The sequence below is a fragment of the Variovorax davisae genome (assembly GCF_030316845.1).
GTDB classification, from domain to species: domain Bacteria; phylum Pseudomonadota; class Gammaproteobacteria; order Burkholderiales; family Burkholderiaceae_C; genus Variovorax; species Variovorax davisae.
Genome location: NZ_JASZYS010000006.1, coordinates 67,193 through 86,042 on the forward strand (window position 1 = coordinate 67,193; position 18,850 = coordinate 86,042).

The window sequence follows — 18,850 nt, forward strand, 5'->3', positions numbered from 1 at the left end:
GCGGTCCTCCAGCGTGCCCCTCTTCTTCAACAAGACACTTGCGTAGTCCGAGATGGGAAAGAACATCGCGTTTGTCGCCTTCACATGGCGGAGGTATCAATGGGACCTCGGTCAACCGATTGCCGACGAGATTTCGAAGCTCGGCGCTCGGCGATCGCTCAGCCGATCCGACGCGCCGCCTCGCGGCCGCGGAGCTCGGCCCCTTCGAGTTCTTCGGTCGTCAACACGTAGGCCGGGTTGTCGGCCAACAGTTCGATCGCCACGTCGATGAAGGCACGGACGCGCGCCGGCTGCGCGGCGCGGCTTCCGTAGTAGACGAAGACGCCCGATTTGTCGGCCATGTGCTCCACCATCAATGGCACCAGCCGACCCGAACGAATGTGTGGGGCCGCGGCAACGCCGGTCAGAAGACCGATGACATGCCCGGCGAGCACCGCCTCCGTCTCGAGCGCCTCGTCGTTGACCGTGAGGGTGGGGGTGACGTGAAGCTCGGTCAGGTCGCCCCCTACCCTGACGAACCACGGCAGCACCTGCCCCGAGCCGGAACTGCGGAAAATGCTGCACCGATGTTCCGCCAAGGCACTCAAGGTCCCTGGAGCACCGTGCTGGCTGAGGTAAGACGGTGCCGCGCAAATGATGAGTTGCAACGAAAACAGCTTGCGCGCGATGACCCCCTCGGCCGCCGAGGGCCCGATCCGAAATCCGACATCAACCCGGTCTTCGACCCAGTTCCCGATGCGGTCGTCGAGGTGGACGTCGGGCTGCACCTCGGGATAGCGCCGACAGAAGGCGTCGAGCAGCGGCCAGATGACCGCCCCGAACACGGAGTGCGGGCCCACGATGCGCAGCGGCCCGGCAATCTCTTCCTGGGATCGCCGCGCGATGCTCAACGCGCGCTGCATGCCGATCAGCGCCGGCTGCGCGGCTTCCAGGAACTGCCGTCCGGCATCGGTCAGCGACATGCTGCGTGTCGTGCGGTGGAACAGCCGCACCCCCAGATGCCGCTCGAGCTGCGCCAGGGCCTGGCTGGCGGCCTGGGGCGTCATCCCCTGGGCCGTGGCGGCCTGTCGCAAGCTGCCCAGTTCAGCGGTTTTCACGAAGGTGGCGATGGAGCGCAGTTCATTGATCGGCATGGCTGCAGTGTCCCTGAATTGACAACAGCAGCTTGCGAGTCCTTCAAGGGCGAATGGTCTAGTGCAGGAACCCGCCCCCTTCTAAAGTCGATGCAGACCCGGCGAACCGCGATGGAGCGCCACGACACAAGCAAGGAAACCCGATGAAGAGTTCCGATGAGTTGACCTTTTCCCGCCGCGGCCTGCTGAAGGCAGGGGCGGCCACAGCCTCGGTTCCGGTGTTGGCCGTCCGGGCGGAGGCCGCGGCGCCCGCTGCGGGATCCGGCGCGGGCACCTCCCTGCCCGTGAGCCTGCGCATCAACGGGCGGTCCGAGCGCCTGGTGCTCGACACCCGCACCACGCTGCTCGACGCCTTGCGGGAACACCTGCAGCTGACCGGCACCAAGAAAGGGTGTGACCACGGTCAGTGCGGCGCATGCACGGTCATCGTCGATGGTCGCCGCATCAATTCGTGCCTGACGCTGGCCGTGATGCACGACGGCGCCCAGGTCACGACCATCGAAGGGCTTGGTCAGATCGGTCACCTGCATCCGATGCAGGCCGCCTTCGTCAAGCATGACGGCTTCCAGTGCGGCTATTGCACGCCTGGTCAGATCTGCTCGGCGGTCGCCGTGCTGAAGGAAATAGACCAGGGCATCCCGAGCCACGTGAGCGCCGACCTCACGGCCAAGCCATTGCTTTCGGCGGACGAACTGCGCGAGCGCATGAGCGGGAACATCTGTCGTTGCGGAGCCTATAGCAACATCGTCGAAGCCATCACCGAAGTGGCAGGAGCCAGGGCATGAAAGCTTTCAGCTACGAGCGTGTCACGTCGCCGGCACAGGCGGTCGCTGCCGCTGCAAGCACCTCCGGTGCGCGCTTCATCGCCGGCGGGACGAACCTGCTCGACCTCATGAAACTGGAGATCGAAACGCCAGGTCATCTGATCGATGTCAACGGCCTCGGATTCGACCGCATCGAGGCTACCCAGGACGGCGGCCTGCGCATCGGCGCACTGGTGCGCAATACCGACCTCGCGGCCGATGCCCGCGTACGCCGCGACTACGCCCTGTTGTCGCGGGCATTGCTCGCGGGCGCTTCCGGCCAGCTGCGCAACAAGGCCACCACCGGCGGCAACCTGCTGCAGCGCACCCGCTGCCCGTATTTCTATGACACCAACCAGGCCTGCAACAAGCGACGGCCGGGCAGCGGCTGCTCGGCGATCGGCGGTGTCAGCAGGCAGCACGCGGTGATCGGAACCAGCACTGCCTGCATAGCGACGCACCCGAGTGACATGGCCGTCGCCATGCGCGCGCTGGACGCCAGCGTCGAGACGCTGCGCCCCAACGGATCGCGCCGCACCATCGCGATCGCCGATTTCCACCGCCTCCCTGGCGCCACGCCCCAAGTGGAAACCGCCCTGACCGCCGGAGAGCTGGTCACAGCCGTGACCCTGCCGCGGCCCATGGGGGGCAAGCAGGTCTATCGCAAGGTTCGCGACCGCGCTTCCTATGCGTTCGCGCTGATTTCGGTGGCGGCGATCGTGCAACCGGATGGCACGGGCCGCGTGGCGCTGGGCGGCGTCGCTGCCAAGCCATGGCGGGTCGAGGCGGCAGACGCCGCGCTGCGGCGCGGCGCCAAGGCCACGACGGAGATGCTGCTCGCGGGAGCGAAGCCAACCGAAGACAATGCCTTCAAGCTCACACTGGTGGAGCGGACGCTCGACGCCGTACTGACCGAGGCGAGGAGCTGAGCGATGCGATTCGACACACCCGCCACCATCAATCCCATCGACCAGCTCAAGGTGATCGGCCAGCCGGTCGACCGCATCGACGGCCGGATGAAGACCACGGGCACTGCGCCCTACGCCTACGAGCGTCATGACGTCGCGCCGGGTGCCGCCTTCGGCTACGTGCTGGGCGCCGCCATCGCCAAGGGGCGCATCACCGGCATCGACCAGACACGGGCCCGGGCCGCCCCTGGTGTGATCGCCATCGTGACCTTCGAGAACGCGGGCCGGCTCGGCCAGGGGAGCTTCAACACCGCGAGGCTGCTCGGCGGTCCGTCCGTGGAGCACTATCACCAGGCGATCGCGCTGGTGGTGGCGGAGACCTTCGAGCAGGCCCGGGCTGCTGCGCAGCTGCTGAAGGTGAGCTACGACCGCGCAGCCGGTGCCTTCGACCTGGCTGCAGAGAAGGCGTCGGACAAGAAAACCATCGACCGCGACAACAAGGTCGGCGATTTCGCAAGCGCCTTTGCGAACGCCGAGGTGCGCCTCGATCAGACGTACTCCACGCCGGACCAATCACACGCGATGATGGAGCCGCACGCGACCACGGCGGCCTGGCGCGGCGACCAGCTCACGATCTGGACTTCGAACCAGATGATCGACTGGACGGTGACCGATCTGGCGGCGACGCTCGGGATCGCGAAGGACAAAATCCGACTCATGTCGCCCTATGTGGGCGGCGGGTTCGGCGCCAAGCTGTTCCTGCGGGCCGACACCGTCCTCGCCGCGCTCGGCGCCCGCATGGCGGGTCGACCCGTGAAGGTCGCCCTGCAACGCCCGATCATCGCCAACAACACCGTGCACCGGCCGGCGACCATCCAGCGCATCCGCCTCGGCGCGAGCCGGGATGGCAGGCTGACGGCCATCGGCCACGAGAGCTGGTCGGGGAACCTGGTCGACGGCAAGCCCGAGAACGCGGTGCAGCAAACGCAGCTCCTCTACGCGGCCGCGCATCGACTCACCGGCACGCGCCTCACGGTACTGGACCTGCCCGAAGGCAATGCCATGCGCGCGCCCGGTGAAGCGCCCGGCTTGATGGCCCTTGAAATCGCCATGGACGAAATGGCCGAACGGCTCGGCATCGATCCGATCGAGTTCCGGGTGCTGAACGACACCCAGGTCGATCCCGCCAACCCGTCGCGCCGCTTCTCCGAACGCCGACTCATCGAATGCATGCGCACCGGCGCAAAAGCCTTTGGATGGTCGCAACGCGATGCCCGACCCGCGATGCGGCGCGAGGGCCGGCACTGGATCGGCATCGGCACCGCCGTGGGCTTTCGCAACAACCTGCTCACCAAATCCGGAGCGCGCGTGCGGCTGGACAAGCGCGGTGTGGTCACGGTTGAAACCGACATGACCGACATCGGCACCGGCAGCTACACCATCCTCGCGCAGACCGCTGCCGAGATGATGGGGGTGCCGCTCGACCGCGTGGTGGTGCGGCTCGGTGATTCCAGCTTCCCGGTGTCCGCTGGGTCCGGTGGCCAGTGGGGTGCCAACTGCTCGACCGCCGGGGTGTACGCGGCCTGCGTGAAGTTGCGCGAGGAAGTGGCGAAGCGGGCGGGACTCAAGGCCGACGCCAGCTTCGAGGACGGCAGGGTTCGCGGTGGCGACCGCAGCGTCTTGCTCTCGGAGATCGCTGGCGACGACGGAATCGTGGTCGAGGACACGATCGAGTTCGGCGAGCTGAACAAGCGCTACCAGCAATCGACCTTCGGCGCCCATTTCGTCGAGGTGGCCGTCGATGCTTACACCGCCGAGGTGCGCGTGCGGCGCATGCTGGCCGTCTGCGCATCCGGCCGCATCCTCAACCCGAAATCGGCGCGCAGCCAGGTCATCGGCGCCATGACCATGGGCGTGGGCGGTGCGCTCATGGAGGAGCTTGCGGTCGACAAGCGACTGGGATTCTTCGTCAACCACGACCTGGCAGGCTACGAAGTGCCGGTCCATGCCGATATTCCCCATCAGGACGTGATCTTCCTGGACGAAACGGACGCCATGTCCTCGCCGATGAAGGCGAAGGGGGTCGGCGAGCTCGGCCTCTGCGGCGTCGGGGCGGCGATCGCGAATGCGGTCTACAACGCCACGGGCGTGCGGCTGCGCGACTACCCGCTCACGCTGGACAAGCTGCTGGGGCAGATGCCTTCGATCAACGGCTGAGCAAGCAAACACATCCATGAAATCTTTCGCCATGACCGCGCTGTCGGTCTCGATGGCCGCCTCGGCCTTCGCGCAGTCGGAAACCAGCCTGCAGATCGCCCGTGCGGGCTCGCAGGCCTCGTACAAGGGCCCGGCCGACTCCTTCTCGGGCGCCGTCCGCGTCGACCCTCTGTTTCCCAAGCCCAACGGCCCCACGCGTGCGACCGGCTCCTACGTGACCTTCGAGCCCGGCGCGCGCACCGCCTGGCACACGCATCCGGTCGGCCAGACGCTGGTCGTGACCGCGGGCGTGGGTCGTGTCCAGCGTTGGGGCGATGCAGTGCAGGAAATCCGGGCGGGCGACGTGGTCTGGATTCCGCCGGGCCAGAAGCACTGGCACGGCGCGGGGCCAAGCACGGCCATGACGCACATCGCCATCACGGAGCTGGCGGACGGCAAGGCGGTCGACTGGCTTGAGAAGGTCAGCGACAGCCACTACGCCAGCCAACCCGGAGGGACGGTCAACCCACACGGCGCACGGTGATGGCATCGATCGCTGCCCTGTCGCTGGGGGATGCTGTGAATGCGGCCGAGCGCAACGCGGACCAGACCACAGGGGTCCCGTCATCGAGGATCCTGGTCGCCTGCACGTATCGCAAAGCTCGACACCGCCACCAGCAGCTTTTTCTCGCACGAGATCCGGCCATCGTGAGATGGATGAGCGAGCGCCGGCTCGACGTTTGATCGGACACCGTTTCAAGCCATCGTATGTTCACGATTCTCAAGCATTCGCTCTTGGTTGCGACTGTGCTCTTCTGCGCCGCATGTGCCACAGGCGGACTGGACGCGGCGCACGCGCCGCTCGTCATCCAGGACCAAGGCAGCTTCGCCGTCGGCGGGAAGACGCTCACCGATCCTGACGGTAAGACCTTTCACGGCGACCATGCATATGTGTCCTACCAGATACCGGCCGGGGTCCGCAAACTGCCGCTGGTGTTTTGGCATGGTGCCGGGCAGTCGTCCAAGACCTGGGAGACAACGCCCGACGGCCGTGAGGGCTTTCAGAATCTCTTCCTGCGCCGCGGTCACGGCGTCTATCTCATGGACCAGCCTCGACGGGGGCGGGCCGGGCGCAGCGCCGAGGCGGCCGCGCTGACGCCCGCGCGCGACGAGCAACTGCTTTTCAACATCTTTCGCCTGGGCAACTGGCCCGACTTCCATGCGGGCGTGCAGTTCTCTCGCGACCCCGCCGCGCTGGACCAGTACTTTCGCCAGATGACACCCAATACAGGGCCGTTCGACATGGAGGTGACGTCGGACGCAGCGGCGGCGCTCTTTCGCAAGATCGGGCCCGGCGTGCTGGTCACGCATTCGCAGGGTGGCGGCCCCGGCTGGCTCGCGGCGATGAAGTCTTCCAACATCCGAGCCGTGGTGGCCTACGAGCCAGGGAGTGGATTCGTCTTTCCGGCCGGCGAGGTGCCGCCGGCCATGCCGAGCGCCACGGGCGTGCTCGAGGGCGTCGCGGTGCCCCTGGCAGACTTTCTGAAGCTGACGCGCATACCGATCGTCGTCTACTACGGCGACAACATCCCCGATACCCCGTCGACCAATCTCGGTGCGGACAACTGGCGGGTGCGGCTGGCGATGGCGCGACTGTGGACAGCGGCGATCAACCGCCACGGAGGCGACGCAGTGCTGGTCCACCTGCCAGAGATCGGCATTCGCGGCAACACGCATTTCCCGTTCTCCGATACCAACAATGTCGAGATCGCCGAGCACATGGCCGGCTTTCTTGCCAAGCTGAAATCCGATTGATCCTTTTGCGAAAGCACCCACACGCATGACCAAGACATCGACAGCAGCGAGGTGCGGCACCGCGCTTGCCACCCTCTTCGCGTTGCTTGGTACGGGCCTGAGTGCGGCGAGTGGCTCCGCGGCCGCAGAGCCGTCGAAGCGGCAAGAGGCGCCCATCGCAACTCCCGCCTCCGACAGCCTCTCCGCCAAGCAGCAAGCCATTCCACTGATCGCTGCCGCCATGGCAACCAGCGACATGCCCCGGCTTCGCGACGCGTTGAACCAAGGGCTGGACGCGGGGTTGACAATCAGCGAGAGCAAGGAGGTGCTGGTGCAGTTGTATGCCTACGTTGGCTTTCCGCGCAGCCTCAACGCACTGGCCGAACTCATGAACGTGGTGCAGGCCCGGAAGGAACGTGGCGTTCAGGATGCGCCGGGTCGCGCGCCCAGTCGGGCGATTCCGGAAGGTGACGCGCTCCGCGCGGCAGGCACCGCCAATCAGACTCGAATCGCGGGCGGGCCGGTGAAGGGGCCGGTATTCGATTTTGCGCCTGTCATCAATCAATACCTGCAGGCCCACCTGTTCGGCGACATCTTCGAGCGGGACAACCTGGATTGGCAAAGCCGCGAGCTGGCCACGGTAGGCGCGCTTGCGGCCACGCCAGGCGTGGAAGCGCAGCTGCGCTCGCACATGGCCGCCAGCATGCGGGTCGGTCTTTCAGCGGCACAACTGCGTCAAACGGTCCACGTGCTGAAGGCACGTGGGGATGCCGAGGCCGGCCGACGCGCCGATGAGGCACTTGATCAGGCTCTCGCGACAGCGTCCAGTCGAAAGTGACCCTCCACGCCCCTCAGCGATTGAAAGGACAGATCGAACTTCTCGCGTGAGGAAAAAGTGGTTCGATACGCGCGCGCCATCGCGTGCTCGCGTCTTGGTCCCAAGGCATTGCGGAAATCGCCCGATAGCACCCGGCACCACCGTTGCACTGGATCTCGCGGCTGATGGTGGATGGCGCTCGCCCGAGGATCACCGCGATCGAGCGAATCGAGAACCCAGCCGCCATGGCACGCGAGATCTCCTCGCGCTCTGCCAGCGTCAGCGCCCTCGATGAACGAGTTCGATCCGGCGGTCGAATGCCGCCGGTACGGGACAGAATCTTTTGCACGGACGTGTGTGCCCGGTTGAACAGTTGAGCAATCTGATGCAGGGTCCAGCCCTGCCTCCATCGCTCCCACATCAATGCCTTCTGGGTGTCTGTGTAGTAGGTTCGCGTCCGGTAAGCCATCTGCAACACTCCTTCTGCCTACGGCAGTGATCAGTGTGTTGCATCGACCGGTTGAATCCGCAGCCGACTTTAGCCACTGGCTATCTGCTGCTGTCAGTGAGAAATGCGGCAACCCTCAGGGCCGAGGGTGGGGCAGACCGCACGGACTCGCCTGGGGTACCAGAACGAGGAGAACCAGCTCCGCTGGTATGGTGACGTCTGGGGCACTCACGGCTGGTTCGAGAACACGGTGAACGGCGACCCCTTGCCGGAGGCCCGGTACAACTCTCGCGCCCTGACCCTCTCTGGCGAGGCTGGCCATTCAATGCGGATCGTCCAGGCCAGCGAGTGGACCATCGAGCCACAGGCGCAGCTCGTGTACATCAACTACAAAGAAAACGACAGGCGTGGGGGCGACCGTCGCAGAGAAAGTTGACCTCGCCATCGGAGACCTAGAAGCCAGAGGTCGTCGATTTTGGCCGCATCTTCAAGATGCAAGTGGAAATGGGGCCTTTTCTCGCGGCATCTCGGGGGCGTCACCTGTTGCAGGTCCCTCGCCAGATGCAATGCGAATCGGGCTCCAGCTGAGCAGACGGGGGGTTCGGCTGCTTAAGTACCTATTCCGGCCGCAGATGTCGTACATTCACACCGATGCGCCGTCCGTTGGTGCTCGCATATGGCGAAGCCAGGGCAAGTCTTGAAGGAGGCCCGGATGAATCCGAATCAGATGTTGTGGGAGAAGGGCGACTTCACCGCGATTGCCGCCTTGATGCGCGATGCCGGCGAGGCTCTGGTGAGATCGCTCGACCTGAAGACGCCGTTGCGCGCTCTAGACCTCGGTTGCGGCGATGGCACCACGGCAGTGCCGCTCGCTCGCACCGGCGCCGATGTCGTCGGCATCGACATCGCCCGCAACCTCGTCAAGGCCGGCAATGAGCGCGCAGCGGCAGCCGGTCTCATGAACCTTTCATTTCAGGAGGGCGACGCCTCGAACCTGGAGGGTGTTGCGGACCGTTCGTTCGACCTCACACTGACCGTGTTCGGCGCGATGTTCGCACCCCGGCCTTTCGACGTCGCCAAGGAAATGGTGCGCGTCACCCAGCCGGGCGGTCGCATCGTGATGGGCAACTGGATCCCCAACGACCCAACCTCGTTCGTGTCACAGCTGCTCAAGATCAGTTCGGCGTTCGCGCCGCAGCCTCCTGAGGGGTTCATCAGTCCAATGACCTGGGGTGTAGAGAGCCATATCGTCGAGCGATTCGGCCAGGCCGGTGTGCCCGCGGACCGTATCTTGTTGGCCAAGGACACCTTCTGGTTCAGGTCGCCTGACAGGAGCCCGGCGGACGTGATTGGGCTGTTCCGCCAGTTCTACGGACCGACCATGAACGCGTTCGAGGCGGCGCAAAAGAGTGGCACCGAGGCCGATCTCCACGACCAACTCCTGGAACTCGCAAATGCGCAAAATCAGGATACTGCGGGCGGCACTTCGATCCCCGCCACGTTCATGCGCGTGACGGTTGCAGTCTGAGCGGGGCCAGAGCGCGCATCCGTTCACGCGAAAGATCAGGAGCCCGTGCCAGACTTTCGTCTTCAGCCGCGCCGACGACCGCAGATACCGCTCTAACTGGTTGCGTCGGTCGCGTTTTGCGGCGGAACGACAACGGTTGCCGAGAGCTGACGTTGGCGATTCACCGGACGAGCGTCGGCTCTACGCCAGAACTTGGACTTGCCCCTCCGGGGCCAGCGACGGTAGGAGCCTCGGCCAAAGACAACTCTTGAACAGGGCGAACCAATGTTTGGGGCCCTCTGCGATCATCCAGGTCGCCGAGTCGGATGGCAGCTTCACGTGATGTTGCGGTCGAGATTCAGACCAGCGCGCACGAGCTTGGCAAAGCCGACACAGGGAGAAAACGGCGCCGCCGACATAGCCCTAACCTTTACTCGCGCAGCAGCTCCTCCGGCAACCCGCTTACGAACTCCGCGAAATCGCGGCCGCCGATCGAGATGTGATGGAGCATGGCCGCATGCGCTTGCTCCGGGTCGCTGCGCAATATCGATGAGGCGATCGCCGCCTGATCCTGTGACGAGCGAGCCATGCGCCCTGGCGCTACGAACCGATCAGCCGTGTGCTGCGCGAGTTCGGCTTCAGTGAAGCGGAGATTGCGGCGCTGGATGGGGCTGAGGCGGTGTACCAAACACCACGGAATGGGCTCCCTGCCGATTCGGTAGAGTCTGAAGCGGTCATAGCCGTTGAATCCGCGACCGACCGATAGTGGCCGGGACTGCCTGCTCGCCAAATTCGCCTACAGCGGTCGCTGGCCAACCGGGCGACGTGGCTGCCTCACCACAGGGCCAAGGTGAGCGCGTGCGCACTGACTGAGGTGGCGACAACAATCGGCCACGAACAGACATTCACGACGCAAGGTCAAATCGCCCGATAGCCGACATTCGGGGGCGAGCGGGACGCTCCTCGTCGCGTCTCGATTCGGCGAATCCAGGTGATGGCATGCTGGTCGGCTGCAATTCCTGTCGCGTCTGCAAGCAGCCTCTCCCGTGTGTTGCGATCAACATCCAGCAGCATGGCCCTCTGCGCAAGCAGCACACTGCGAAACAGATTCTCTCCGCTACGATCCATGCGCCCGAGGTGCATGTCCAACTCGGCCAAGGCTTCGTCGCTGCGGCCCATTTCGACCAGCAGATCCGCCCTGAGGCTCGCGAACCAGGGTTGCCAGTTTTCAAACCCCGTAGCCTGCCACAGGCGGATTCCGGCTTCCATGTCGTCCAGCCCGGCAGCGGTTTGTCCGTCGCGCGCCGTCGCCCAGCCGCGCGAGATGCGGGCCAACCCCATGAATTCCGAGAATCCCATCTGTGTGCAGAAGTCGATGCACTGTTGCGCGAACTGCCGCGCGTCGCCAGGCCGGTTGCGCAATACCGCGATGGAGCAGTTGGCCGCCATCGAAAATCCCAGCGTGTGCGGCTGGTTCTCGCGGGCGGCCAGTTCATGGGCGTCCTGGACGTGCCGGCCTGCGAGCTCTTCGTCGCCGGTGATCAGGGTGGCGAGCGCGAGATAGAAGCGGCCGAACACGCCGAAGTCCATCAGGTAGACCGGGTAGAGCGAGGCATCGCGCTGCGGGTCGTAGCAGGCCACCGAGCGTTCCAGGTGTGCGCGCGCTGCGCGGACGTCGCCCAGGCTCAGCTTGATCATGCCGCTCATGTTGTGCGCGGCGATCGTGGCTTCGGCGTCGTCGCGCCGGAGCTCGGCGACTTTCAACAGGTCTTCGGCAAGCCATCGCGCGGTCTCGAGTTCGGCGCGGCCCCAGTGATAGAGGCAAAGGCCGTAGGTCACCGGGAACTGGCGCGGCGCGCCGGGCAACTCGTGGCACAGCGTGAATGCGCGTCGCTGGACATCCCTGAAGGCTTCGCTGCCAGGGCCGGTCAACACCATGGTGGTGGGCCCGAGTGTGGACAGGAGAGACAGCTCCGCTTCGCTGCGCTCGTGGCCGGCCGGCGCGGCGGCCAGCACGGAGACCCCTTCCGACAGGTGCGCGGCGGCTTCGCGAGGAGCGCCCCGCCGCAGGGCCTGCTCGCCCGCCTGGAGGAAATAGCGGCCCGCTTCGAGCGGCCTGAGCGCGCGCGACAGGTGGCGGGCAGCGACCTCGGGCTGGCGTTCGATCAGGTCGGTGAATTCGCTCGTCAGCAAGTCCGCGAGCCTCCCGTGCACGACGGCGCGGGTCTTGACGATCATCGAGCCGTAGGCCGCGTCTTCGATCAATGCGTGCTTGAAGGCCAATCGCTCGCCCTGGACATCCACCCGCAGCAGCAGGCCGGCGCGGAGCATGGCATGCAGGGCCTCGTCGAAGGCGGCCGGGTCCATGCCGGCCGCGCCGTACAGCAGGCGCCGGCTGAACTCGTGTCCGATCACCGCCGCGACCTGGGCCAGCCACTTGCCAGCGCCCAGGCGATCGAGCCGCTCCATCAGCAGGTCCATCAGCGTGTCGGGGACTTCCGGCTGCCGAGCGAGGGCGCCGCATCGGCGGCTGCAGGAGTCCAGAACCATCCGCGTCATTTCCTCGAGGAACAGCGGCACGCCGTCGCTGCGCCGGATGATCGTTTCGATGTCCGCCGCCGAAAGCGCCATGCTGGCCGCCATGTTGGCCACCACATCGCGCGACGCCTGCTCGTCGAGGCGCCCGAGGCGGATGAGCGAAGGCTGCGCCGCGAGTTCGCAGGGGCGTTCGGGCCGGCTGGTCAGCACCACCAGCATCGGCACGCGCTGTGCGGCCGCCAGCAGCTGGTCGAGCAGGGCGAACGATGTCGGGTCCATCCAGTGCAGATCCTCAACGATGAGCAGCAAGGGGGCCTGCCCGGTGGCGAGTCCCATGAAGTACCGGCACAGCACGTTGCGCGTCATCTGCAGCTGCGCCGCGGGCGGCAGGTCGAGTGGTGGGTCGCCACCGGCTGCGTCGACCGCCACCAGAGAGGCGATGAGCCTGCGGTCCAGCTCGGCGCCGATGCCGGCGACGGCCAACTGGGCGTCCAGCTTCTCGACAAGCAATGCCGGCGTGTCTTCCCGCGCGAAACCTGCCGCCCGCACGAGGTGCTGAACCACGGGCCGCAGCATGCTGTTGGAATGGAATGGCGAGCATTGCAGGCGCACCGTCGTGTGAGCCACGGAGGCGATCTGCTGGTCGAACCCCGAAGCCAGTCGCGACTTCCCGAGGCCGGGTTCGGCGACCACCAGGACGCTCTGGATGCGGCGGCTCGTCGTGGCCACGGTCCAGCGCGCCTTCAGGCTCGCAAGATCGGCTTCCCGGCCCACCAGCGGGATCTTCGTGTCATGGCCCCGCCAGGCCGAACGGCCGTCCGGCTCCCCGGCGCCCGTGACGGCGGTGAGTCGCACCGGCTCGTCGAATCCCTTGAGCTCGAAGTCGCCGAGGTCCTGGTACTCGAACTGGGCGCCTGCGATGCGGCGCGTGCCGGGCGCGATGGTGACCTGCCCCGGACGCGCCACGGCCTGGATGCGAGCCGCGAGATTGGGCGTGCTTCCGGCGATCGCGAGGCCCTCCCTTGCGCCCACCGCGACCAGGCCGGTCGCGATGCCGACGCGCACTTGCACCGGCGTCGCGACGCCGCAGGTGTGCTGCAGCCGGCCGGCTTCCTCGACGATGGCCAGGCCCGCATGCACCGCGCGCACCGCGTCGTCTTCGCTGGCGAGCGGATAGCCGAAATAGACATCGGCGCCGTCGCCGACGATCCGGGCGACGTGACCGCCGAAGCTCCGCGCGGCGCGACCCATCAGGTCGCCGAATGCAGACAGCAGGTCCAGCACGTCCTCCGGGTCGAGCCGTTCCGCCAGGCTTGTCGAGCCGACCACGTCGCAGAAGAGCACCGTCATCTGGCGGCGGGTCACACGCGAGGGCCCGCTCGCGGGCGTGCGCCGGTCGGTGCCCGGTTCGGACAGGACGTCATGCGATTCCATGGCGATGCTCCTTGCCGGGACGCCGGCCTACGGACTGGCCGCCGTGAAGTGTTCCCGCAGCAACTGCTGGACCACCTTTTCGCCCAGCGCGCGGCCATGCACGGTCGCGGTGCGGAAATGCATGCCGCCATGGATGCGCGCCTGCTGCACGTTCTCGTTCATCGCTTCCACCGAGTCGAACGGATGCGTGGTTCCGGTCACGGTGCTGTTGAAGGCGAACTGCACGCGGCTCGTTCCGAACGCCTGGCGAAGACTCTCCCCCAACGCGCCGGTATTGCATGCATGGGCGGCCGGGTATTCGGGGTGATTGGGCGTGGTCACCACCGGCGTCCATTGCGCGTCCGGTTCGGTCGCTGCATTGCCGTCCGTGTCGGCCAGCCGGATGGCGGTGGTCGGACGCCAGAAGTTGAAGTGGTACTTCGATTCGAAGCAGGCGGTGGAGGCGTCGGCCAGCCCAACCCACAGCATGGCCATCAGCCGGGCGTTCTCCATCAGGCTCGGCTTGCTGGTGGCGAACTGGCGCAGATTGCGGGTCCAGAAGAGCGGCGGCGCTTCGGTATGGAAGCGCGCGTTCTCGGTCTGCGCGGCGCTGCGCTGCGTGCTGCCGGCGCTCCCCATGGCCATGGTTTCCTTCACGTCGGCGGCGTAGGCCTCGCTGTCGAGCGCCGGTGGACCGCTGGCGCGAAACTGGTCGGCGGCCCTGAGCGAGAACGGGCGCAGGTAAGGGCGCGTCAGCCCCACCGGATTGACGCCTCGGAACTGCCCGGGGGCCGTGCCTGGCACATAGGCCGCAACCGGCGTCCAGCGGCCGTCATCGGCCCGCTGCGCCAGCACCTTGCGGGCGACTTCCGCACCGAATCGCACGGCCGCTTGCGCGTCCGCATTCGCGCCCGCAATCGCCGCGTCGTACGTGGACTGGTACCTGGCGGAACGCGACGGGAACAGCGTCGACAGAACGGTGTACGCCGCGCCATGCACGGCGTAGTCCTGCGGCAGCGAGCCGCGTGCGGGATCGTCCGGCATGGCCGCCATGAAGGGGCGGTAGGCCTTCGTGATCGCGGCGAGCGCGTCATAGATGGCCACATTCAAGGTCGCCAGGTCGGCGTCGTAGAGGGGCTGGCGCTCTTCGGACGTGCCGCTCGTGGCGGCCGGCACCGTGACCGTGTCGGCGGCCGTCTTGTTCCAGAGGTCGACCGGGTTGGGACCGGTCGAGGTGATGGTGACGGGCTTGTCCTGTGCGACCGGAACGACGGCCGGGCTCCCGCCTCCGCCGCCGCATGCCACCACGCCGGCCGTCGAGATGCTGATGGCCGCCACCAGCGCACGGAGATTGTTTCTGCGGTTCATCGAAGTTCCCTCCTGGTTCGGGCCGGCCGCGGTCGCGGCCGGGCTGGGACATTGTTCGAGCTGGCCCTGGAGGCCGCTCGCGTTTGCGACGAATGCGGCGAAGGCATGACGAATGCGCCGCTACATCGATCGAAACAGGTGCTCGTGGGCCTCGCTCACAGCCAATGTCTCGCTGCGCTGCTTGAGCTTGAGGTGCACATGGCCCCTGAAATCCCTGGAGACGCCGGCGATCGCGTTGGCATTGACGATCGTCGAACGGTGCACCAGCCAGAACTGCGAGGGGTCCAGCTGGTCCAGCAAGTCCTTGAGCGAGCGGCGGATCAGCGACTCGCCCTCGGCCGTGATCACCAGCGTGTACTTCGTTTCGGCCTTGAAGTAGCAGATCTCATCGACGGTGATGATCCTCACGTCCTGGCCCTGCGAAGCATTGATCCATCGCAGGTGATCGCGCCCGGGCCTGGCGGCCGCGAGCTCACGCAGCAGCACGTCGAGCGAAGGCGGGGTGCTGCCCAGGCGCTCCTTCACCCGACGGACCGTCTGCGCCAGGCGCGGCAGGTCGTAGGGCTTGAGCACATAGTCGACGGCGCCCTGCTCGAACGCGGCCACGGCATAGGCGTCATAGGCGGTGACGAAGACCACGTGGCTGCGCCCCTGGATCTGACGCGCGACGTCCAGACCATTGAGGCCGGGCATCTCGATGTCGAGGAAGACGACATCGGGCACATGCCGGTCCAGCGCCAGCAAGGCCTCCAGGCCATTGCTCGCGCTGGCTTCGATCTCCAGCTCCGGCCAGAGGTTTCGAAGATGCGCTTGCAGCTCCTCGCGCAGGACGTCCTCGTCCTCGGCGACCATGGCAGTGTGGCGGCGCATGGCGATCGCTCAGGTCTTCTTGGGAGATGGATCGCCCGCCTTCAGTTCGACCAGGAGGGCGCGCGAATCCTTGCCCGAAATGTTCTCGACCATGTGCGTCTCCGCCTCGCTCCAGAACACCTGCCCCAGCTTGGCCTCGTTGATCTCCACCTTGCCGTCGGGCAATGTCAACCGCGCCTTCGTGTTGGACAGGACGACCGTCAGATGGGCCGGGTGCGAATGCATCCCGGTGCCGCATACGCCCATGCCCGGCCGGCTGTTGAACTCGAGCACACGCAGCTTGTCGTTCTCGAATGCCACGCGGTAGGCGCGAGGCTGCATCTTTTCCGCATCCTGCGCGTGCGCGGATTCACCGAATGCGAGAGCGGGCAGAAGTGCCAGCACCAGGCGCCGCATCGCGTCCGCGTCGCGAGGATCGTCGGACAGGGCGTCGAGAGGGGTGTCGTTCATCGCAGGCTCCTTTCTGGGTCAGTGAATCGGGGCGGGTTCGCAGGTCGACCGAGCTGTCGGCACGATCTGGACCGCATTCGGCATGGCCACGGGCCGTGCCGCGTTCGAACGCAGCGTGAAGGTGGTGGTTGCTGCACAGGCATCGACGTCGACGTCGATCGCGGCATCGGCGCCCCAGGCGGCGCGCAGGCCCATGAGCAGGCGCTGCTCCAGCATCCGCGCCACGGAAGGCTCGCCGACCCGGGCCACCTGGACCACGATGCGCCGCGCACCCTCGTTCAGACGGGCCGTCACCGACCACGCCGGGCGGCGAGGGCCGCTGCCCCGCAGTTCCTCGATCGTCGGCAACAGCAGCAGCGGCGGGAACGGGATGCGTCCGATGGCGTCGCCCTGCACGTCGATCTTCCAGGCCCCCGGCTCCGGATGAAGCTCATCCTGAAGCAGCGCGCTGGCGCGGAGGATGGCGCATTCCGCCTCCAGCGTGGAGCTTTGGCTGCGCAGTCCCGGCATCAGGTTGCGCAGCAGCGCGACGAGGCGATCGAGCAGCCGGTCCGCGGCTGCGGGGTCGTGGCCGTAGCGGTCCTGGATGACCTCCATCACGTGCGAGAGGAAGTTCGGATCGATCTGCGTTTGCAGCATCTGAAGCCGGGCCTGCTCGACCGCCTTCTCGCTTTGACGACGCGCGATCTCCGCGCGCCCGAGCATGCTGCGCGTGCGCGCGGCACGAGCGCTGAGGACATAGACAGGCGTGAAGGTCGCCGCGATGACGAGCGATTCCCATGCGATGTAGGCCCAGGTGCCCATGATGTGATGCGCCTCGCAGGGGGATTCGAGCCCGGGAAACAACACCGCGAGGGACTTGAGATGACCGGCGCGGCAGGCTGCCGGAACGGCGATGATCGCGATCAGCACGCCCCAGCCCAAGGCAAGGACGACGGCTGCGACGATCAGCCGGGTCGATCCCAGGTAGCGCTCGGCCCACATCACGAAAAACGCCATGCCCATGCCGGTGACGAACCACTGGAGGGAAATCAGGAGCGCCACCGACCACCAGGTGGCCAAGCCGAAGCTGGAGATGGGCAACACGGCGACCTCGACGATCCACGTCGCGACGCCCCAGATCGAGGCGAGATAGATGTAGCGCCGCCAGCCGCCGTCGTCCGATCCGGCGTCGTTCCACCGCGACGTCATGGCGCGACCTCCCGGAGCGAAAAGGGCAGCCGGATGCTGGCGCAGACGCCGCTGGGCTGGTTGCCATCGAGCCTCAGGACCCCGGAAGTGCCATAGAGGGTGCTCAGCCGGGCGCGGATGTTGGCCAGGCCCATGCCGCTGCCGCCCGTGCCGCTGAAGCCGACCCCGGTGTCCCGCACGGCGACCTCGACACCGTCGCCATGCAGCCTGGCCTGGACGCGGATCTCGCCGCCGGTGGGCGACGCGAAGATCCCGTGCTTGACGGCGTTCTCCACCAGCGTGGCGATGCACAGCGATGGAAATTCGCATTCGCGCAGCTCGACAGGAACGTCGAAGGCCACCTGCAGACGCCCGGACATGCGCACCGAGACGACGGCCAGGTACGCACGCACGAGATCCAACTCCCGCCCGAGCGTGGTGAACTGCCCCTGGCGTTGCTGCCGAAGCGTCGAGTGGAGGTAGTCGAGGAAGTGCGCCAGCAGCCTGGCACCTTCCGCCGGCTCTGTCTGATGCAGGCGCCGCACGGTGGCCAGGGTGTTGAACAGGAAGTGCGGCTCGATCTGGTTGCGCAGGGCCTGCAGTTGGGCCTGGACGAGCTGGCGTTCGAGCTGCACACGTTGAAGGTCCAGCGCCTGGGCGTCGGCGCGCAAGCGGCTGGTGCGCCACCAGAGGCCGAAGGTGGCCGCGCTGCAACCGGCGATGGCTGCCCAGCGGATCGTGCGCGCTGCAATCCAGGCCGCGTCGGGCGCGCCGCCCTGGACGCCGGCAAGAAGCAGCGCGAGGTTTGCCAGGCCCGCACCGACGGCCACCGCGGCCGTCAGCACGCAGACATAGGCCAGTGGGGATCGAAGCGGGAGGCGCGATGCGAGCAGCAGCGCACCGAGAACGAACAGGCCTTCGACGACGCCATTGCCCAGAACCTCGAGCCAGCCCGCAAGCACCTCATCCCATGGCCAGTTCTGCCATACAAAGGGCTGAAAAAGGTACTGGGTCGATAGCAGGACAGCCACCGCCAGCGACCAGAGCGCGGCGGTGCGTGGTGGCAGGCGCCATGGGACCATGGAGCACCTAGGGACGAGAATTCCCCAAGGCTGAATCCCCGGGATGTTGTTCAACTTGCGTCGTCAAGGGATGGGCCATGAACTTCCCTCCGTTTTGATTCTTGGCGCTCGACGCAATCCTTGCCTCCCTTTGCGACGAACGCCGCCATTCAGGCGACGAGCACGCAAATCCAGGCTCGGAATACTCCTGAAATCTCAGGAGTGGACGAGCTTACCGGGCAATCCTTGGCGATTCAAGGAGCGGTGCCCGCATCGAGGAACGGGGGCGGCAAGGCGCGTGGCTCGTCCAAGAGGGGACCTTCGGGGTGGACCCACACAACGCAAATATGTGTTGGCGCAAGGCGGCTTGGGGC

Annotated in this window: 17 protein-coding genes and 1 pseudogene; 9 read left to right on the forward strand and 9 right to left on the reverse strand. The window is 66.5% G+C overall.

Translation table 11 applies throughout. The features are described from left to right. Nucleotides 1-158 precede the first annotated feature (158 nt). Nucleotides 159-1,133: a LysR family transcriptional regulator gene (locus QTI33_RS15285; RefSeq protein ID WP_286506918.1), complete on the reverse strand. Its 975-nt coding sequence runs from the start codon at nt 1,131-1,133 to the stop codon at nt 159-161. Nucleotides 1,134-1,276: 143 nt separating this feature from the next. Between QTI33_RS15285 and paoA the strand changes: the two genes are divergently transcribed. The 7 genes from paoA to QTI33_RS15320 are packed head-to-tail and all read left to right on the forward strand — an operon-like array spanning nt 1,277 to nt 7,672. After that, on the forward strand, nt 1,277-1,918 hold the full coding sequence (gene paoA / locus QTI33_RS15290) for an aldehyde dehydrogenase iron-sulfur subunit PaoA (RefSeq protein ID WP_286506919.1): 642 nt from the start codon (nt 1,277-1,279) through the stop codon (nt 1,916-1,918). Further along, entirely contained in the window at nt 1,915-2,865 is a 951-nt protein-coding gene (locus QTI33_RS15295) for an FAD binding domain-containing protein (protein WP_286506920.1), read from the forward strand. Before paoA ends, QTI33_RS15295 begins: the two co-directional genes overlap by 4 nt. 3 nt (nt 2,866-2,868) lie before the next feature. After that, nucleotides 2,869-5,061 (forward strand): aldehyde oxidoreductase molybdenum-binding subunit PaoC, encoded by a 2,193-nt coding sequence (paoC, locus tag QTI33_RS15300; protein WP_286506921.1) that lies wholly within the window; start codon nt 2,869-2,871, stop codon nt 5,059-5,061. 16 nt (nt 5,062-5,077) lie between these two features. Beyond that, nucleotides 5,078-5,584 carry a (R)-mandelonitrile lyase gene (locus QTI33_RS15305; RefSeq protein WP_286506922.1) on the forward strand — a complete coding sequence of 169 codons (507 nt, stop codon included), beginning with the start codon at nt 5,078-5,080 and terminating at the stop codon, nt 5,582-5,584. Beyond that, nucleotides 5,584-5,784, forward strand: coding sequence for a hypothetical protein (locus QTI33_RS15310; RefSeq protein ID WP_286506923.1), 201 nt, complete (start codon nt 5,584-5,586; stop codon nt 5,782-5,784). Before QTI33_RS15305 ends, QTI33_RS15310 begins: the two co-directional genes overlap by 1 nt. 24 nt (nt 5,785-5,808) lie before the next feature. Continuing rightward, nucleotides 5,809-6,855: an alpha/beta hydrolase gene (locus QTI33_RS15315; RefSeq protein WP_286506924.1), complete on the forward strand. Its 1,047-nt coding sequence runs from the start codon at nt 5,809-5,811 to the stop codon at nt 6,853-6,855. 25 nt (nt 6,856-6,880) lie between these two features. Continuing rightward, on the forward strand, nt 6,881-7,672 hold the full coding sequence (locus QTI33_RS15320; RefSeq protein ID WP_286506925.1) for a carboxymuconolactone decarboxylase family protein: 792 nt from the start codon (nt 6,881-6,883) through the stop codon (nt 7,670-7,672). A 94-nt stretch (nt 7,673-7,766) separates the two neighbouring features. Here the strand turns inward: QTI33_RS15320 and QTI33_RS15325 are convergent. Next, a pseudogene (locus QTI33_RS15325) lies at nt 7,767-8,120 on the reverse strand (helix-turn-helix domain-containing protein); the annotation flags it as partial. A gap of 103 nt (nt 8,121-8,223) precedes the next feature. Between QTI33_RS15325 and QTI33_RS35165 the strand changes: the two are divergent. Together QTI33_RS35165 and QTI33_RS15330 are read left to right on the forward strand one after the other, a co-directional pair. Continuing rightward, on the forward strand, nt 8,224-8,535 hold the full coding sequence (locus QTI33_RS35165; RefSeq protein ID WP_353506340.1) for an autotransporter domain-containing protein: 312 nt from the start codon (nt 8,224-8,226) through the stop codon (nt 8,533-8,535). Nucleotides 8,536-8,811: 276 nt separating this feature from the next. After that, complete coding sequence (locus QTI33_RS15330; RefSeq protein WP_286506926.1) at nt 8,812-9,627, forward strand: class I SAM-dependent methyltransferase; 816 nt, start codon at nt 8,812-8,814, stop codon at nt 9,625-9,627. 409 nt (nt 9,628-10,036) lie between these two features. Here QTI33_RS15330 and QTI33_RS15335 read toward each other — a convergent pair whose 3' ends face one another. The 7 genes from QTI33_RS15335 to QTI33_RS15365 form a co-directional block, all read right to left on the reverse strand. Further along, nucleotides 10,037-10,195 carry a hypothetical protein gene (locus tag QTI33_RS15335; protein WP_286506927.1) on the reverse strand — a complete coding sequence of 53 codons (159 nt, stop codon included), beginning with the start codon at nt 10,193-10,195 and terminating at the stop codon, nt 10,037-10,039. Nucleotides 10,196-10,524: 329 nt separating this feature from the next. Further along, nucleotides 10,525-13,578, reverse strand: a complete 3,054-nt coding sequence (locus tag QTI33_RS15340) for an adenylate/guanylate cyclase domain-containing protein (RefSeq protein WP_286506928.1) — start codon at nt 13,576-13,578, stop codon at nt 10,525-10,527. Nucleotides 13,579-13,605: 27 nt separating this feature from the next. Further along, the gene (locus QTI33_RS15345) at nt 13,606-14,925 is read right to left on the reverse strand and encodes a vanadium-dependent haloperoxidase (RefSeq protein ID WP_286506929.1); all 1,320 of its coding nucleotides are present in this window, start codon (nt 14,923-14,925) and stop codon (nt 13,606-13,608) included. 120 nt (nt 14,926-15,045) lie between these two features. Further along, nucleotides 15,046-15,795, reverse strand: coding sequence for a LytR/AlgR family response regulator transcription factor (locus QTI33_RS15350; RefSeq protein ID WP_286506930.1), 750 nt, complete (start codon nt 15,793-15,795; stop codon nt 15,046-15,048). Between the two features lie 9 nt (nt 15,796-15,804). Further along, nucleotides 15,805-16,245 carry a hypothetical protein gene (locus QTI33_RS15355; RefSeq protein WP_286506931.1) on the reverse strand — a complete coding sequence of 147 codons (441 nt, stop codon included), beginning with the start codon at nt 16,243-16,245 and terminating at the stop codon, nt 15,805-15,807. An 18-nt stretch (nt 16,246-16,263) separates the two neighbouring features. After that, the gene (locus tag QTI33_RS15360; RefSeq protein WP_286506932.1) at nt 16,264-17,436 is read right to left on the reverse strand and encodes a sensor histidine kinase; all 1,173 of its coding nucleotides are present in this window, start codon (nt 17,434-17,436) and stop codon (nt 16,264-16,266) included. Beyond that, a complete protein-coding gene (locus tag QTI33_RS15365) occupies nt 17,433-18,551 on the reverse strand; it encodes a sensor histidine kinase (protein ID WP_286506933.1) in 1,119 nt (372 codons plus the stop codon). Before QTI33_RS15365 ends, QTI33_RS15360 begins: the two co-directional genes overlap by 4 nt. Nucleotides 18,552-18,850 lie beyond the last annotated feature (299 nt).

Excerpts from the sequence above, each read along its gene's own strand:
- QTI33_RS15285 (WP_286506918.1), bottom strand. The coding sequence starts at position 1,133 with ATGCCGATCAATGAACTGCGCTCCATCGCCACCTTCGTGAAAACCGCT.
- QTI33_RS15340 (WP_286506928.1), bottom strand. The coding sequence starts at position 13,578 with ATGGAATCGCATGACGTCCTGTCCGAACCGGGCACCGACCGGCGCACG.
- QTI33_RS15320 (WP_286506925.1), top strand. The coding sequence starts at position 6,881 with ATGACCAAGACATCGACAGCAGCGAGGTGCGGCACCGCGCTTGCCACC.
- QTI33_RS15305 (WP_286506922.1), top strand. The coding sequence starts at position 5,078 with ATGAAATCTTTCGCCATGACCGCGCTGTCGGTCTCGATGGCCGCCTCG.
- QTI33_RS15345 (WP_286506929.1), bottom strand. The coding sequence starts at position 14,925 with ATGAACCGCAGAAACAATCTCCGTGCGCTGGTGGCGGCCATCAGCATC.
- paoA (WP_286506919.1), top strand. The coding sequence starts at position 1,277 with ATGAAGAGTTCCGATGAGTTGACCTTTTCCCGCCGCGGCCTGCTGAAG.
- QTI33_RS15315 (WP_286506924.1), top strand. The coding sequence starts at position 5,809 with ATGTTCACGATTCTCAAGCATTCGCTCTTGGTTGCGACTGTGCTCTTC.
- paoC (WP_286506921.1), top strand. The coding sequence starts at position 2,869 with ATGCGATTCGACACACCCGCCACCATCAATCCCATCGACCAGCTCAAG.
- QTI33_RS15355 (WP_286506931.1), bottom strand. The coding sequence starts at position 16,245 with ATGAACGACACCCCTCTCGACGCCCTGTCCGACGATCCTCGCGACGCG.
- QTI33_RS35165 (WP_353506340.1), top strand. The coding sequence starts at position 8,224 with ATGCGGCAACCCTCAGGGCCGAGGGTGGGGCAGACCGCACGGACTCGC.
- QTI33_RS15335 (WP_286506927.1), bottom strand. The coding sequence starts at position 10,195 with ATGGCTCGCTCGTCACAGGATCAGGCGGCGATCGCCTCATCGATATTG.
- QTI33_RS15350 (WP_286506930.1), bottom strand. The coding sequence starts at position 15,795 with ATGCGCCGCCACACTGCCATGGTCGCCGAGGACGAGGACGTCCTGCGC.
- QTI33_RS15360 (WP_286506932.1), bottom strand. The coding sequence starts at position 17,436 with ATGACGTCGCGGTGGAACGACGCCGGATCGGACGACGGCGGCTGGCGG.
- QTI33_RS15330 (WP_286506926.1), top strand. The coding sequence starts at position 8,812 with ATGAATCCGAATCAGATGTTGTGGGAGAAGGGCGACTTCACCGCGATT.
- QTI33_RS15310 (WP_286506923.1), top strand. The coding sequence starts at position 5,584 with ATGGCATCGATCGCTGCCCTGTCGCTGGGGGATGCTGTGAATGCGGCC.
- QTI33_RS15295 (WP_286506920.1), top strand. The coding sequence starts at position 1,915 with ATGAAAGCTTTCAGCTACGAGCGTGTCACGTCGCCGGCACAGGCGGTC.